14 protein-coding genes are annotated in these 15973 nt (G+C 66.3%); 5 read left to right on the forward strand and 9 right to left on the reverse strand.

Features of this window, described 5'->3' with window-relative positions; all coding sequences use genetic code 11:
* Positions 1–167: 167 nt before the first annotated feature.
* Entirely contained in the window at positions 168–662 is a 495-nt protein-coding gene (locus BCO18175_RS11230; RefSeq protein ID WP_174980708.1) for a hypothetical protein, read from the forward strand.
* Between the two features lie 25 nt (positions 663–687).
* Here BCO18175_RS11230 and BCO18175_RS11235 read toward each other — a convergent pair whose 3' ends face one another.
* The 8 genes from BCO18175_RS11235 to BCO18175_RS40540 form a co-directional block, all read right to left on the reverse strand.
* Positions 688–1194 carry a hypothetical protein gene (locus BCO18175_RS11235; RefSeq protein WP_174980710.1) on the reverse strand — a complete coding sequence of 169 codons (507 nt, stop codon included), beginning with the start codon at positions 1192–1194 and terminating at the stop codon, positions 688–690.
* Between the two features lie 132 nt (positions 1195–1326).
* Entirely contained in the window at positions 1327–2748 is a 1422-nt protein-coding gene (locus BCO18175_RS11240; protein ID WP_174980712.1) for a sigma-54 dependent transcriptional regulator, read from the reverse strand.
* A gap of 111 nt (positions 2749–2859) precedes the next feature.
* Positions 2860–3444 (reverse strand): hypothetical protein, encoded by a 585-nt coding sequence (locus BCO18175_RS11245; RefSeq protein WP_174980713.1) that lies wholly within the window; start codon positions 3442–3444, stop codon positions 2860–2862.
* A gap of 156 nt (positions 3445–3600) precedes the next feature.
* Positions 3601–5262: a chemotaxis protein CheA gene (locus BCO18175_RS11250; RefSeq protein WP_174980715.1), complete on the reverse strand. Its 1662-nt coding sequence runs from the start codon at positions 5260–5262 to the stop codon at positions 3601–3603.
* 44 nt (positions 5263–5306) lie between these two features.
* The gene (locus tag BCO18175_RS11255) at positions 5307–5588 is read right to left on the reverse strand and encodes a hypothetical protein (RefSeq protein ID WP_174915026.1); all 282 of its coding nucleotides are present in this window, start codon (positions 5586–5588) and stop codon (positions 5307–5309) included.
* Between the two features lie 74 nt (positions 5589–5662).
* The gene (locus BCO18175_RS40985) at positions 5663–6253 is read right to left on the reverse strand and encodes a hypothetical protein (RefSeq protein ID WP_174915028.1); all 591 of its coding nucleotides are present in this window, start codon (positions 6251–6253) and stop codon (positions 5663–5665) included.
* A gap of 111 nt (positions 6254–6364) precedes the next feature.
* On the reverse strand, positions 6365–6688 hold the full coding sequence (locus BCO18175_RS11265) for a hypothetical protein (RefSeq protein ID WP_174970316.1): 324 nt from the start codon (positions 6686–6688) through the stop codon (positions 6365–6367).
* 1556 nt (positions 6689–8244) lie between these two features.
* Positions 8245–8607 carry a hypothetical protein gene (locus tag BCO18175_RS40540; RefSeq protein WP_254608044.1) on the reverse strand — a complete coding sequence of 121 codons (363 nt, stop codon included), beginning with the start codon at positions 8605–8607 and terminating at the stop codon, positions 8245–8247.
* A 169-nt stretch (positions 8608–8776) separates the two neighbouring features.
* Here BCO18175_RS40540 and BCO18175_RS11280 point away from each other — a divergent pair, with 169 nt between their 5' ends.
* From BCO18175_RS11280 to BCO18175_RS11295, 4 genes are read left to right on the forward strand one after another with little or no spacing between them, the layout of a single operon-like run.
* Entirely contained in the window at positions 8777–9784 is a 1008-nt protein-coding gene (locus BCO18175_RS11280; protein ID WP_174980717.1) for a UDP-glucuronic acid decarboxylase family protein, read from the forward strand.
* Positions 9781–10770 (forward strand): UDP-glucose 4-epimerase GalE, encoded by a 990-nt coding sequence (galE, locus tag BCO18175_RS11285; protein WP_174980718.1) that lies wholly within the window; start codon positions 9781–9783, stop codon positions 10768–10770. The genes BCO18175_RS11280 and galE overlap by 4 nt, the downstream gene beginning before the upstream one ends.
* A 35-nt stretch (positions 10771–10805) precedes the next feature.
* Positions 10806–12209, forward strand: coding sequence for a UDP-glucose dehydrogenase family protein (locus tag BCO18175_RS11290; RefSeq protein ID WP_174980719.1), 1404 nt, complete (start codon positions 10806–10808; stop codon positions 12207–12209).
* Between the two features lie 26 nt (positions 12210–12235).
* Positions 12236–14905, forward strand: a complete 2670-nt coding sequence (locus BCO18175_RS11295) for a glycosyltransferase (protein WP_174980721.1) — start codon at positions 12236–12238, stop codon at positions 14903–14905.
* Between the two features lie 37 nt (positions 14906–14942).
* On the opposite strand, the gene BCO18175_RS11300 is transcribed toward BCO18175_RS11295, so the two are convergent.
* A complete protein-coding gene (locus tag BCO18175_RS11300; RefSeq protein ID WP_174980724.1) occupies positions 14943–15866 on the reverse strand; it encodes an AraC family transcriptional regulator in 924 nt (307 codons plus the stop codon).
* Between the last annotated feature and the right edge of the window lie 107 nt (positions 15867–15973).

The following is a 15973-nucleotide window of genomic DNA, read 5'->3' on the forward strand; positions in this document are numbered from 1 at the left end:
AACGTGGCGGGCCATGCGGGCCAAGCAGCCGGCCAGCAGGTAAAATCGACGCCTTTGCATGCCGCGCCGGGCCACCGGCGGCGAGCGACGCGCCGATGCCGGCCGCGCGCCGCCGCCCTGTCGCCGGCTGCCCGACCTCCCGGCTGCCCGTACTCCCCGCTTTCCTCATGACCGAATCCGACCTGCAATCCGACGACACCTCCATCCACGAAGACGGCCTCTGGCGCGACAACGGCTGGACGGCCCGCATCATCAAGAACGAAGACGACGACGGCTGGGCCGTCGAGATGATCAAGGACGGCGAGTCCGAGCCCGCGCTCGTCGGCCCGTGGACCATGGGCCGCGACAAGAAGAACCCGAAGCCGATGGACGCGAACGCGTTCCGCACGCTCGTGAAGACCGCCACCGAGGTGCTGATGCGCCACGAGCAGCAGCGGCGCGCGATGCTGCACAAGGAAGTGACGGTTCAGGGCGAAGACGACCAGGATGTGTCGGTGACACTCGACATCGTGCCGGACGAATTCGAGCCGTACGCGCAGCTCAAGGCATTCGATCCGTATGGCGCGCTGCTGGCCGAAGCAAAGGTGTCGGCCGGGTTCAAGCTCAACAAGGCCAGCGCCGAGCGCTGGGTCGCGTCGGGCTTCGAGCGGCCGGCCTCCTGATCGCGCGCGGCGCGCCGGGCCACGCTCAGGCGCCGGCGCCCTGCCGCGCACGCCGCAGCCGGCGCGCCGCCAGCTTGCGCCGCACGAGCTGCTCGAACTGTTGCGTCGCGACCTCCGGATCGCGCGCGGCCAGCCCGAGCGCGTTGCGCGCGAGCTGAATCGGCGTCAGCACGAGGCCCCACGGCAGCCCCCACCAGCCGAACGCGGCCGAGGCCAGCAGCGCGACCGCCTGCTTCCTGCGGCCGCAACGCCGGCAACACACGTGGCGCCGCGTCGCCCAGCGCGTGACGAACAGCAGCGACACGACGCGATGGGACGCATGGACATCGACCGGCTGGTCGTCGCGACGGCAGATCGGGCACGGCCCGTAACGCCAGTCGTGCACGTACTCCCAGACTTTCACGTCGGGCACCCGTTCTGCCTCGACGACGATCGGGTGCGCTTGCGCGCACGCCGGACTGCAATAGCGGCGGCCGTCGATCGACCGCCCGCCGACCAGGAACGTCCTGCCGCAGTGACTGCACTCTGCCACGATAACCTCGGATAAGCGTGATGCGCCGCGTGCCGGCCGCGCGCGCATTCCTGCGCCGGCGGGCCAGACGGGCCGTTTCCTGTCTTAACGGCCGACGTCGCGCGGTCTTGAGCGGCCGGGGGCCACGGCGCGTCAGCCGTGCAGCCCGTGCGCGGTCATCAGCCGATACAGCGTCGCGCGCGAAATGCCAAGGTCGGCCGCCACGTCCGCATGCTGGTGACGATGGCGCATCAGCGTTTCCTCGATCGCGCGCCGCTCGGCCTGCCGGCGCGCTTGCGCAAGCGTCGGCGGTTGCCGCGACGTGTACGGGTGCAGTTCGAGATCGGTGGCCGAGATCATCGGGCCGTTCGTCATCACGACCGCGAACCGGATCCGGTTGATCAGCTCGCGCACGTTGCCGGGCCACGGATAGTTGTGGATCGCTTCGATCGCGCATGGCATGAAGCCGCGAATCCGGTGCGAGCTGTCGGCGCGATAGCGCCGCAACACGTAGTCGGCGAGCAGCATGATGTCGCGGCCGCGCACGCGCAGCGGAGGCTCGTCGATGCGCAGCACGCACAGGCGGTAGTACAGGTCGGCACGGAACCGCCCCGCCTGCATCGCGGCCTCGAGATCGACGTGGGTCGCCGACACGATCCGCACGTCCACCGAAATCGACGCGTGCCCGCCGAGCCGCTCGATCGTGCCTTCCTGCAGGAAGCGCAGCAGGCTCGCCTGACTCTCGAACGGCATGTCGCCGATTTCATCGAGAAACAGCGTGCCGCCGTGCGCGGCCTCGATCCGGCCGATCTTGCGCTGGTGCGCGCCCGTGAACGCGCCGCGCTCGTGGCCGAACAGTTCGGCCTGCAGCAGCGTCGACGGAATGGCCGCGCAGTTCACGGCAACGAATGGCGCGTCGGCGCGCAACGACTGCCGGTGGATCGCCGCCGCCGTCAGCTCCTTTCCGGTACCGGATTCGCCGGCGATGAAAACGGTGGCGTCCGTGTTCGCGACCTTGCGGATCGTCGCGAACAGCCGGCGCATCGCATCGCACGAGCCGATCATCGTGTCACCCGGGGGCGCGGCATCGGCGTCCGGGCTGCCGTCCGCGAGCTTCAGCATCCCGTATGCATGGCCGACCAGATAGCCGATCGTCGTATAGGCAGTCGCATTGCGCACATAGTCGAAGCAGCAGTGGCGGATCAGCCGCGCGATGGTGAGATCCCGCAGCCGCTCATTGTCGGCGAGCGCGACCCAGCCGACGCGCGGATCGCGCAGCAGCGCCTCGAACGAGGTCACGTCGGGCGACGCGAAGCTGCCGAAATCGACGATGCCCGCGTGCGGACGGTTCACCTTGACGAGATTCAATGCGTCCGCAACGGTTTTCGCGCGCCACACGTCCCAGCCGCGCGATTCGAGACAGTCGACGAGCGCGGCATCGTGCTGCTGCGACAGGTAGACGAGCGGCCGCGACGGTACGACATGGTTGCGCCGGACGGCCAGGAACGGCGCCGTACCCGCATCGCGTTCGAGATCCTGCGGGCCCGACACCCTGATCTGGCAGCAATAGTTCACGATGGCCTCGTCGCTTGGGTTGGTTGTCGAAACGGCCGTTGCCGGATCGCGTGGGGCGGGGCATCGTGGTCCCGCGGCGCGGCGCCGGGCCGTCCTCGGATTGACGTTTCGTTATCGGCAGAAGACGACGCGCTGGGTGTAGATCTGCGGCTCGACGACCGGCTTCGCGGAGCGGTTGAGATCGTCACGATAGGCCCGGTAGGTCTTGCCGTTGACCGTCACTTCCGTCGAACGGGCCGTCTCGATCGAGTTGAGCCCGTTGCGCTGCCACCCGCTCACCCGATCCGCCGCCGTCACGCTCGACTCGCCGGCGATCTTCTGCGTGATCGCGCTGCCGTCGCTCCATGGCTGCGTCTGCATGTCCTCGGCATGCTGCATCGCGCCGATCGTCTTGCCGGTCGGCGTCGGCCCGTTCTGCGCTTCGAACGGCGCGCCACGGCCATACACCGGCGATTGCCACGACGGCGCGTGCCCCTCCTCCGGCATCATGTAGATCATCTGCGGATCGCCGATCATCATCATCGGCGCACATGCCGTGTTGTCGGCGCGACCGAGCGTCGACAGCGCCTGCGCGACGCTTGCGGCGTTCGCCGCGGTCTGCTCGCCCAGGATGACGAAGACCGCAGGGTTCTGAAAAGCCACCTGCGCCGCGGCTTGTGCGCTGTACAACAGCAGAGCGACCAAAAAGATCCTCATGGTTGAGGCCTCCTTGCATCCTCGTCAGGCAAAAAGAGGTGTTGATCTCGGGGATGGAACCAACACCCATCAAACAGGAAACGACCGTCGGGCATCGGGCTCGAACGACGCCCGTGCGGCCTGCGTTCCGGCCGCACGGGCGTCCGACCCGCGTGCTTACGACGACGTGCTCGTCGAGATGACAGCCGGAGCCGGCACGACCGGTACAGCCGGGGCGGCCTGCTGGTCGACCTGAGCCGGCGGCAATCCTTGCGCCGGATCGGACAACGCCGGCATGTCGGCGGGCTGCGCAGCGGCTTCTTCCGGCACCTTCGCATCGGCAGCCGGCATGTCGGCAGGCGCTGCTGCTACGGCAGGCTGCGCGGCTTCCGGCGCGGGCGCTTCCGCGGCGACCGGAGCCGGCTCGGCGGCCTTCGCATCGGCTGCCGGTGCGGGCATCGAAGCTTCGGCCGCGGGCGCCGCGACGACGGCAGCAGCCGGCATCGTGTCCGCAGCCGGCGCGGCAGCGGCCTGCGCTGCGTTGTCGGTCGCGGCCGGCATCGGCTCCGGCGCCTTGTCGGCGACGGGCTGCACGGGCTCGGGGGCCTTGTCGGCAACCACCGGTGCAGGTTCGGGTGCCTTGTCGGCAACCGCCGGTACGGGCTCCGGCGCCTTGTCGGCCACGGGCTGCACGGGCTCGGATGCCTTCGTGTCGGCAACCGGCGCGGCAGGCACCGGCGATGCCTTGTCCGCCACTGCCGGTGCGGCGATCACGGCGGCAGCCGGTACGGCTGCGATCGCGGCCGCCGGTACGACCGACGCTGCGGGTGCGGCGGCGACAGCGGGCGCTACGGCTGCGGCCGGTGCCGCGGCTGCGACGGCAGGTGCTGCAACGGCCGGGGCGGCGGCGGCAACTGCAGGCGTCGCCACTGCCGGTGCGGCAGCAACAGCCGGCGCTGCAACAGCCGGGACGGCGGCAACCGGCGCCATCGACGGCACGGGCACCGGTACCGGCACCGACACGGGTGCCGCCTGCACCGAGGTCGTCGCCACCGGGCGGGGCTGCGCCGGTGCCGGCGCGGCAGCGCCCAGCGGCGGCAAGCCCATGCGGTTGCGCACGATCGGATCGCGATACTTCACGTCGTCGGCGACGGTCGCTTCCACGCTCGGCGCCACGTTCGAACGGGCGAGCGGCGCGGTCGTGCCCGGGCACAGATGGCCGGTCGCTTCCACCGCACGCCGGTTCGCGTCGCTCTGGCAGAGCAGCGCGAGCGCCACGTCGGTCAGGCCCATCGCACGGAATTCACGCGCATCGAGACGGCGTACGCAGGCCTGGTCGACCAGCGTCGTGCCCCCCGTCGCGCCGAACCCCGGGAACGACACGCCGACGCTCACCGATCCCATGCAGGTATCGGACAGCGTGGTCGTGAGACCAGGCGCCTGGATCGAGGGGTTCGTCTTGATCGTCTGCGTCCCGGAGTAATTGACGTTTTCCGAGGTCTGGGTGTTGTACGGGTTGGTGCCGGGTGCGCCGGACGACTGGAGCGAACTTACGCTCTGCGGCGTCACGCTTGAACCGCCACTCGTGCCGGACGGCATCGTCACGTTCACGTTCACGCTCGAATTGCCGCTGCCGCGAACCCCGCTGGAGCTGGTGGCGTTGCCGCCGCGCGAGCTCGTGGTGTTCGTGTTCATGCTCGAGCCGCCGCCCTGGCTGATCGCCGTCGACGACGTCGACGACTGCGAGCTCGAAGTCGAGTCGGCGGTTTGCGCTTGGGCGCCGATCGTGGTCATCGCGAACATCGCTGCGCATGCCACCTTGATCCTGTTGCTGTTCATTTCACTCTCCGGACGAGGTTTGACCTCCCACCCAGGCAACCGTACTAGTTCCCCTGATTCCCTTCAGCCTTCGCTGCTTCCCCGAACTGTTTCCAGCCGTTGCCCAGCTGGGACCACGAGCCGGCCGACATGCCCTGCCACTGCTGGGCGTCTGGTCCGCCGATGGCACTGCCCGAAGAAAGCGTTTGTTGTTCTGACGGTTTGGTTGTCTGGTCAGGGTTGTTTGACGTCTGCAAATTCGATTGCACGTCGTTGGCAATACGGTCAGCGCCATACGCCGTCAGAGACGCGAGCATCAGAGCGGCGGCAATCAGTTTCTGCTTCATGCCAACTCCTTACGTGACAACAATGTGGGGAAAAGAGACCAGCGTCGCTGGGAAACTGGTCCCCCCACACCAGACTAATGACTGCTTCCGGTCGCACTTGCACTGCCCTGGCTTCCGCCCGATGCGGACGGCGAGCCGGCCGGACCGGTACTCCAAACGGTCGACGAGTTGTAGTGATTCGAACCCGTGATCGCGCCTGACCCACCACTGCCGGTCAGCCCAGCGGCACCCGCGTTGGCCACGCCCTGGTCGTTCGCACCCGAGGCCGTGTAGTGGTTTGCGCCGAGTACGATCGTGGCGCTCACCCCTCCCGACAACGCATTCGCGTTCTCGTTCGTGCTGCTGTTTCCACCGTACGAGCCTGCGGCACCGATACCGCCGCCTGCCGCGAACGCGCCCCCGTTCGTGCCCGAACCGCTGGCCGTCGAGGTCGAGTTGTGGAAGGCGGATGCCGTGCCGACGGAACCAGCGGGTGTCACCGTACTGCCCGCGTTCGCGCCCGCCGTCGAAGTCGAATTGCTGGTATAGCTGCCGGAGCCGACCAGGACCGAACCGGAAACACCCGCCGCAACGGATTGAGTCTGGTTGGTCGTGGAGGAACCCGCTGCCAATGCAGCCGACGCCAAGACGGTGAGCGCTGTCGCGAAAATGACTTTGGCTTTCATAGCAATTCCTTGCTGTGAGTAAGTTCGGCGGTGGCGGAGCCGGGTCAACCCCCATCGAGCGGAACCCGGCGTCCGTACCGCCAGCCAATGACGAACGCTACGCGTCGCGGCTTAGTGGTGAATCGTCCAGCCGATCGAACCGGCATTCGCACCGCTGGTGCCACCAGCTTGTGCGCCGCCGAAGCCGAAGCCGCTAACCGACGACGATTGGGTGTGGTTCGTGTACGAGACCGAACCGCTGCCCGGGCCGCCGGCAAGTGCGCCAGCTGCACCGAGTGCCGAGCCGGAATCGGTCGCGGTGAAATGGCCGAACCCTGCAACGCCAGCCATCGTCGAACCGCCGCTCGACGAATTGCTGCTCGACACCGTGCCGCTGCCAGCGAACGCTGCACCCGAAACCGCCAGAACTGCTGCTGCAATCAGAAGCTTCTTCATGGTCGACTCCAAAACGGCGTGGACGGAGTGAGTCAGGAAGATCGCACGCCATCAACCTTCCTGACTTGAGCAATCCTCAAAATTAAGGATCACTATGCAATTAATAAAATCGTATTTCCTTTTCGATTCATGTTTTTTGTGATTTCGGCCAGACGAAGCTTAGCTTCGCGATTTTTAGTTATCCAAATCTTTTTGCTAGGTGTTTTCTATTATTTTTATGAACATTTGTTTTTCAACGAAAACACCATTACCTGATAAACCGGAACGATGCGCACATCTTTCCGGCCTGCGATATTCGACACCCCGCCGGAAATAATGCCGGCACGCGGCACGTCATTCCGGAATCGAAAATTCGCGAATACATTAACCACCGCAAAACACAGCACCGTCTGAAATACACCCTTTATCCGGGCGACAACGGGCCTGCATTGCAGCCAGGTGGCATGGCTTCTCCCTGAGCTAGCGACGAAAGGTCTTCCGGATAATCCGGCCGACGGGCGTTCGATCTAATCCGGTTGGCGCCGGCATGGGCCAGGCGCGATCGAAGCGACCCTGCATGGTCGGAGACGAATCGGCATCACGCTGTCCGGCACGAACAGCCTGATCCATCCGGGTGAACTGAATGAAAGCGAGTACCGCTGTCGCCCGACTGCCGTGCGGCGCGACAACCGCGCCAGCACGCGAAGCGCGCGGCGGGCAAGAAACCGGGACAGCGCAACCCGCGAAGCTGGCACAGCGTCGCGAGCGTCACCCCGGCCTTTCCGACTACCCCATTGGTGCGCAAAGTACGCGCCGATCAAGCTACTGCTTATGATCTTCATCGCCGTTTCCCCGACTGCTTATTGACGAGTTGGCCGCCCCACCTGTTCGTTACTTCGTGTCGACCGCCCGCCGGTGCGTCCAGTACCGCAAGCAGCATGCCACGTGATATTCCACCGCATATTGCGCTCGGCAAACGGCCGCCACGGCGGCACGCAACGCCAGGAACGACATTTTTTGTTTCAGGAATGTATCGCAATAACAGTCTGACACCCTCTCCGATCGTTGAGCGCCACGAAGCAATAGCCGGATTAGACGGACGAATCCGGCTCACAGGCCTGCACCGGGAGGCCCGGTGAACGGGTGTTTCAAACTTGAGAAGCGCGCGGCCGCGCAAGGCAGGCGGGGCGGGCTTTTCCGCCCGCAAACCGTGGGGCGCGGCGTGTGCGCCCCCCTTCCCGGCCATCACAAACGAGAATCGATACGCCCGGCACCGGGCGCCGGGAGCCCGGCACAGCCGCCTCCGGCAAGCCGTCGCCACGCGTTTCCCCTGATGACCGAAACGAATTTGATTCATCCGTGAAAATACCGACGGGATCACACGCCGCCAGAGCACCGAAATGGACCGTAAAAAAGAAAACTTTCGTTACGGCGTAATATTTAAAAAAAATGAAAACGCTCACCCCTGGATCACGAGCATCATTTTTTCAATTTCACCTCCCCTTCCTTTCACGCGCAGAATCGCTCGATGAGCAGCACATTTCCGATACGTTTTTAATTCCTTAGCGACGCACTTCTCATTGATGAAACATTCCGATCCAACACATTTTTGACGAAGCCATTCCCGCAATAGCCTGATTTATCGCGCATTTCGTCGTATCGAACCGCATCGACCCGGCAATTGGCTTGCCCGCTTTTCTGTCCCCACGATACACAGATGAAACAGAAGCGCACATATCGCGCAGCAATCGCGCCGCAACGCCCGTGCGCATCGTGACGGCATCGTTCATGGCATGCCGATTGCCTGATTCCCGGCTCTCACCGAGCGGCACGCCAAGGCACAAGATTACGGTGGCGGCCTGCTCGTCAATCAGTGAATCGGGGAAAAGGCGATGAAGATCACCACCGATCGATCGACGCTTGCGTCGTTCAAGTTTCAACGGGGTAGTCCGCGAAACCGGAGCGCCTGTCGCGGCGCTTCGTCGACATCAGCCCATGCGAGCCGGCGCTTGCCGAAACGCTACCCGTGCAGCGGGATGGAACGCGTGCGCACCGCCGTCGAGCAAATCGACGTGTGGTTCCTTGAGCTGATCGACGAAGGAGAAAGCCATGAATGACAGGGTCGCGCTCGACACGCGCGCCGGTCAGCGCGTCCTCGTGACGGGCGGCGCCGGCTTTCTCGGCAGCTACGTATGCGAGCGCCTGGTCATGGAAGGCGCATCCGTCACGTGCATCGACAGCCTGCTGACGGGGCGCAAGCTCAACGTCGCCGACCTGAAAGCGTCCGGCCGCTTCGAGTTCGTGAAAGGCGACGTAGCGCTCGGCCTGCCGCAACTGCAGGTGGACGAGATCTGGAATCTCGCGTGTGCGGCATCGCCGCCCACCTACCAGATCGATCCCGTCCATACGATGATGACGAACGTGCTCGGCATGAACCACTGCCTCGCGCTCGCGCGCAAGACGGGCGCACGCGTGTTCCAGGCGTCGACCAGCGAGATCTACGGCGACCCGGGCGTGCATCCGCAGACGGAAACCTATCGCGGCAACGTGAACACGATCGGCCCACGCGCGTGCTACGACGAAGGCAAGCGCGCGGCCGAGGCGCTGTGCTACGACTACTACCGCGCGCACGGCATCGACGTGCGCGTCGCGCGCATCTTCAACACCTACGGCCCGCGGATGTCGCCGCGCGACGGCCGCGTCGTGTCGAACTTCATCGTCGGCGCACTCAACGGCGCGCCGCTCGAGATCTACGGCGACGGCAAGCAGACGCGCTCGTTCTGCTTCGCCAGCGACCTGATCGACGGCTTCTTCTGCCTGATGAGCACCGATCGCAACGTCGGCACGCCGGTCAACATCGGCAACCCCAGCGAGTTCACGATGATCGAGCTCGCGGAGAAAGTGCTCGCGATGACGGGCTCGAAATCGGAAATCGTGTTCCGGCCGCTGCCGATCGACGATCCGCACCAGCGCAGGCCCGACATCTCGATCGCGTCGGCCGAGCTTGGCTGGCGGCCGGCCATCGATCTCGACGAAGGCCTGCGCCGGACCGTCGACTATTTCAGCCGTGAACTGTGGCTCGAGCCGGTGCTGCGCATGACCGGGGCCACGGCATGAAGGTGCTCGTGACAGGCGGAGCGGGCTATATCGGCAGCCACACCTGCAAGGCACTCGCGGAAGCGGGACACGAGCCGGTCGCCTACGACAACCTGTCGACCGGCCAGCGCGACGCGGTGCGATGGGGGCCGCTCGTCGCGGCCGACATTCTAGACCGCGACGCGCTGTCGAAGGCGTTCGCCCTGCATCGGCCCGACGTCGTGATCCATTTCGCCGCACTCGCGTACGTCGGCGAATCGGTGCTCGCGCCCGACCGCTATTACACGGTCAACGTCACGGGCACCTGCACGCTGCTGAGCGCGATGCACGCGGCCGGCGTCGGCCGGATCGTGATGTCGTCGTCGTGCGCGACGTACGGCATTCCGGACGTGCTGCCGATCTCGGAGCGCACGCCGCAGCTGCCGATCAATCCGTACGGCTTCACGAAGTACGCGATGGAACGGATGGCCGCCGACTTCGAGCGCGCATACGGGTTGAAGTGGGTCGCGCTGCGCTACTTCAACGCGGCGGGCGCGGACCCTGACGGCGAGATCGGCGAATGCCACGAACCGGAAACGCACGCGCTGCCGCTCGCGATCCGCGCGGCATTCGGCACCGGCAACGCATTCCAGGTGATGGGCACCGACTACCCGACACCCGACGGCTCGGCGATTCGCGATTACGTGCACGTGAGCGACCTCGCCGACGCGCACCTGAAGGCAACCGCCTATCTGTGCGGCGGCGGCCACAGCGTCGCATTGAATCTCGGCACCGGCAAAGGAACGTCGGTGCTCGACGCACTGCGCACCGTCGAAGCCGTGACGGGCCGCCGCGTGCCGACGGTGACGGCCGCGCGCCGGCCGGGCGACCCGCCCGAGCTGTACGCCGACGCCACGAAAGCCGCGCTCGTGCTCGGCTGGCGGCCGCGTTTCACCGCGATCGAACCGATGGTCGAACACGCCGCGGCGTGGTTTCAGAAAGCACTGCAATTCGAATCCGGCAAGTGAGCAAGTTTCCTTGAACGCCACGCAGGGGAATCACCATGAAGGTACGGATCGCCATCGTCGGCACGGGCTACGTCGGGCTGGTGAGCGGCGCATGCTTTGCGGATCTCGGGCATGACGTCGTCTGCATCGACAACAATCACGGCAAGATCGACGCGCTGAACGAAGGCCGCATGCCGATCTACGAACCGGGCCTCGACGCCGTCGTCGCACGCAACGTCGAACGCGGCACGCTGCGCTTCAGCAGCGACCTTGCGGCGAGCGTGCGCGATCGCGATGCGGTATTCATCGCGGTCGGCACGCCGACGCTGCCGGGCACCGACCAGGCGGACCTGCGATACGTCGAGGCGGCCGCGCGTGAGATCGCGTCGAACCTGACCGGTTTCGCGGTCGTCGTCACGAAGTCGACGGTGCCGGTCGGCACCAACCGGATCGTCAAGCAGATCGTCGAACGCTGCGCACCGGACGGCATCGACGCGGCGATCGCATCGAATCCGGAGTTCCTGCGCGAAGGCTCGGCGATCGACGATTTCATGCATCCGGACCGCGTCGTGTTCGGCGCCGAGCATCCTCGCGCGATCGAGATCATGAAGGCCATCTACGCGCCGCTGGAAGCGGCCGGCCATCTCGTGCTCGCAACCGAGATCGAAACGGCCGAACTCGTGAAATACGCGGCGAATGCGTTCCTTGCGGTAAAGATCAGCTACATCAACGAGATCTCGGACCTGTGCGAAGCCGTCGGCGCCGATGTCGAACTGGTCGCGAACGGCATGGGCCTCGACCGCCGCATCGGCGCGTCGTTCCTGAAGGCCGGCCCCGGCTGGGGCGGCTCGTGCTTCCCGAAGGACACGCGCGCGCTGAAGGCGACGGCTTCCGAGCATGCAGTGCCGCTGCGCATCGTCAGCGCGGCGATCGAATCGAACGCGCTGCGCAAGGACCAGATCCTGCGCCGCATCGAGAAGGCCTGCGGCGGCTCGATCAAGGACAAGCGCATCGCGGTGCTCGGCCTCACGTTCAAAGGCCAGACCGACGACGTGCGCGAAAGCCCGAGCATCGACGTGATCCAGTTGCTTGTCGGCGCGGGCGCGCATATCCGCGCGTACGACCCGGCGCGTCCGCACGAAGCGTCGCGGCTGCTGCCGCAGGTGTTCATGGAGGGCTCAGCGATCGACGCGGTGCGCAGCGCGGACGCCGTCGTCGTGATGACCGAGTGGAAAGCGTTCGAGGCACTCGATCTCGCCGACCTCGCCGATCACATGGCCGATCCCGTGATGCTCGACATGCGCAACCTGTTCAGCGAACGGCTCGCGGTCGACAGCGGCTTTCGCCGTTACGAACGCGTGGGCCGCTCGTGCGGCGAACGCACGCCGGCCGACCCGGCACCCGAACAACAGCATGCAGGCGAGGACACCCGGCCGCAGCGCGGCCTGCTTCAAGACTGATGATCTGACCTTGACGGGAGAGCACCATGAAGAAGCTGGTTGCGTCGCTTGCCGGCGGCCTTGCGCCGGATACTGCCGATACCGCCGACACCACCGCCCCCACCGACGCCGAAGCGGACCGCACCGCATCGCCGCACGCGGAGGTCCCGCTCCTCGTCCCGTTGATGGACAGCGGGACCAGGATCGTCTTCCACATCCTCGCGCTGGGCTGGTTCGTCGCGCTGGGCATCTTCTGGCGCTGGTGGCTGCGCGACGAGCACTACGTCGACGCGTTCCGTTTCGGCGTCAACTGCTTCGTGCTGTTCTGGACCACCTTCATTCCCGGCTACTTCATCTTCATCATCCGCTCGGCGGTCGTGCCGAACCCCGCGCTGCAGGTGCCGCGCGACTGGCGCGTCGCGATGGTCGTCACCAAGGCGCCGTCCGAGCCGTTCGACATCGTCCGCACGACGCTGCTCGCGATGCTCGACCAGACCTACCCGCACGATACGTGGCTCGCCGATGAAGACCCATCGCCCGAAACGCTCGACTGGTGCCGCGAGCACGGCGTATTCGTGTCGACGCGGCGCGGCATTGCCTCGTACCACCGCGCAAGCTGGCCGCGCCGGACCCGATGCAAGGAAGGCAATCTCGCGTACTTCTACGACATGTACGGCTACGACAACTACGATTTCGTGTCGCAGCTCGACGCCGATCACGTGCCGACCCGCACCTATCTCGAGGAGATGCTGCGGCCGTTCGTCGATCCGAAAGTCGGCTACGTGTCGGCGCCGAGCATCTGCGACAGCAACGCGGCCGCGAGCTGGAGCGCACGCGGGCGCGTGAACGTCGAGGGGCCGCTGCACGGCACGATGCAGGCCGGCTATGCGGGCGGCCTCGCGCCGCTGTGCATCGGCTCGCACTATGCGGTGCGCTGCCGCGCGCTGCGCGAGATCGGCGGGCTCGGGCCCGAACTCGCCGAGGATCACTCGACCACGATGATCTTCAATTCGAAGGGCTGGCGCGGCATGCATGCGCTGAACGCGATCGCGAACGGCGAAGGGCCGCGCACCTTCGGCGACCTGGCTACGCAGGAATTCCAGTGGTCCAAGAGCGTGATGATCATCATGCTGCGCTACACGCGCCACTATTTCATGGGGCTGCCGCTGAAGCTGAAGGCGCAGTTCCTGTTCTGCCAGCTGTGGTACCCGCTGTGCGCGCTGGCGATGGCCGGCAGCGTCGTGATTCCGGTCGTCGCGCTGCTCACCGGCCGCGTGTGGGCACACGTCGACTACCTCACGTATCTCACCTACGCGCTGCCGCTGACCGTGCTGATCCTGTGCGTCGTGACCTGGGCCACGCAAACGACCCAGTCGTGCCGCCCGCTGAATACGAAGCTGCTGTCGTGGGAAGGCCTGTCGTTCGTGTTCGCACGCTGGCCGTGGGTCGTGCTCGGCTGCGCGTCGGCGGTGTTCGACTGCGTGCGCGGCAAGGAATTTCCGTTCAAGGTCACGCCGAAGGGCGGCACGATCGAACCGGACGCGCCGCTGCGCGTGGTCGCGCCGTACCTGCTGATCTCGCTGTTCTGCAGCCTGCCCGTCGTCACGGTCGAGAATCCGCGCAACGCCGCCGGCTTCTATCTGTTCTCGACGCTGACGAGCATCCTGTATCTCTTGATCGCGGCCGTCGTCGCGGTAAATCACGGCAGGGAGCAAGGGCTCGAGTGGTCGGCGTTCCGGCAGATGTTCCTCAGCCGCCTGCCCGTGCGCAACGCGCTGTTCGTGATCGCGCTCGCGATGCTGCTGTCGGGCATCGGGCTGCGCGCGCCGAAAGGCTGGCAGGCGATGATGTGGCGCTCGGGTTTGCCGGCCGTGGTCGCGCCCGTGCCGGGCGAACCGGTGAAGCAACCCGAACTCGGCGCCTACGATCCCGACAGGACGCTCGCAGCCAGCCGGGATCTCGCGTTCGACCATGTGTTCGTGTCGTGGAATGCGCCGGACATCCGCGCGGAAATCGACGATGCGTACCGGAACGCGCAGGCGCGCAACCGCTCGCTGATGCTGACCGTCGAGCCGTGGGCGGCCGGCGACACGCGACAAGGCGCGCTGCTCGACGATATCGCGCACGGGCGCTACGACGCGCGGATCGCGGCCACCTGCTCGGCGCTCGCCGCGTTGAAGGGCCCCGTGTTCGTACGCTGGGGCCACGAGATGGAGGCCGACACCGGACGCTATCCGTGGGCCATCGGCGATGCGTCGGCCTACGTGGATGCTTACCGGCGGGTCGTGACCGCGTGCCGCACGATGACTGACCGGATCCGCTTCGTGTGGTCGCCGGCCGGTAACCGGAACCTCGACGACTATTTCCCGGGCCGCGCCTATGTGGACGACATCGGCCTGTCCGTGTTCGACTGCCCGCGCTGCGCGGTCTGGCCGGCCGGCGGCCGCGCCTCCGCCGCGAGCATCCTGCGGACCAAGTACGAGCGCGTGGCCGACTACGGGCTGCCGGTGATGGTCACAGAGCTCGGCGTCGACGGGTCGAATGCGCGCAAGCGCGAGGCACTCGACGAATTCCAGCGGTCGCTGTGGCGCTATCCGCTGCTGAAGGCCATCGTGTATTTCAACGCGGTCGATACGCCCGGCGCGTGGCCGGCGCACTACGTGCCGGACTGGCGGATCGCGCCGGCGTTCCTGCAGACGTCGGTGGTCGCCAGGTGAATGGATCGGTGCCCGGTGGCGCGTCAGCAGCGCGCCATCAGCCGAGCAGCTCCTTCTTCCGCAACTGCACGACGTCGCGCATTGGCGGCGCGCCGAACAGCCGGCTGTATTCGCGGCTGAACTGCGACGCGCTTTCGTAGCCGACGACGGCGGCCACCGACCCGACGTCGCCGCCCTGCCGCAGCAACAGCCGCCGCGCCTCGTGCAGCCGCAACTGCTTCTGGTACTGCAGCGGGCTCAGCGTCGTCACGTGCTTGAAATGATGGTGCAGCGACGACACGCTCATGTTGACCGCCTGCGCGAGCGACTCGACGCGCATCGGCTCCGCGAAGTGATCGCGGATCCATTCGATCGCGCGTGCGATCCGGTGCGTCTGGCTGCCTGCGATCGCCATGTGCCGCAGCCGCGTGCCCTGCCCGCTCGTCATCAGCCGGTACAGCAGTTCCTTTTCGATCAGCGGCGCGACGACCGGAATGTCGGCCGGCGTATCGAGCAGCCGCATCAGTCGCAGCGCGGCATCGAGCAGCGGCGGCGTCAGCTCGGCGAGCGCGATCCCCTCGCCTTCGGGGCCCGCATCGGGTTCGGGCAGCCGCATCTCGGCCGCGAGCTCGACGATGCGCTGCGGATCGAGCGTCAGCGACAGGCACAGGTACGGCGCGTCCGGCGACGCGCGCGTCACGCGCGAGAGGATCGGCAAATCGATCGATGTAATCAGGCAATTCTGCGTGTCGTATTCGTAAGCCTGGCCGGCCACGATCACGCGCTTCGCGCCCTGCGCGGCGATCACGAGCGCGGCCCGCGACACGCCGCAGCCGAGATCGACCGGCCGCGTGTGCCGGTGCAGCATCAGGCCCGGCACGGCCGTCGATTGCGAGCCGTCCGCCGGTGCGAAACGGCTGATCAGCATCGCCAGCTCGCGCCGCCCGGATTCGCGCGACGTCGCGATATCGGTCATGTCCATGACACTTCCTCGATAGATTTCCTCATGTCGCGGGAGCATAGCGAAACCACCCGCGACCTGCCGGGGATTTGCAGGATTGTTCAATAAATTTGCAGGATTGGGTAGAC

Origin of the sequence: Burkholderia lata (assembly GCF_902499335.1) — a bacterium.
In the GTDB taxonomy this organism is placed as follows: Bacteria; Pseudomonadota; Gammaproteobacteria; order Burkholderiales; family Burkholderiaceae; genus Burkholderia; species Burkholderia lata_B.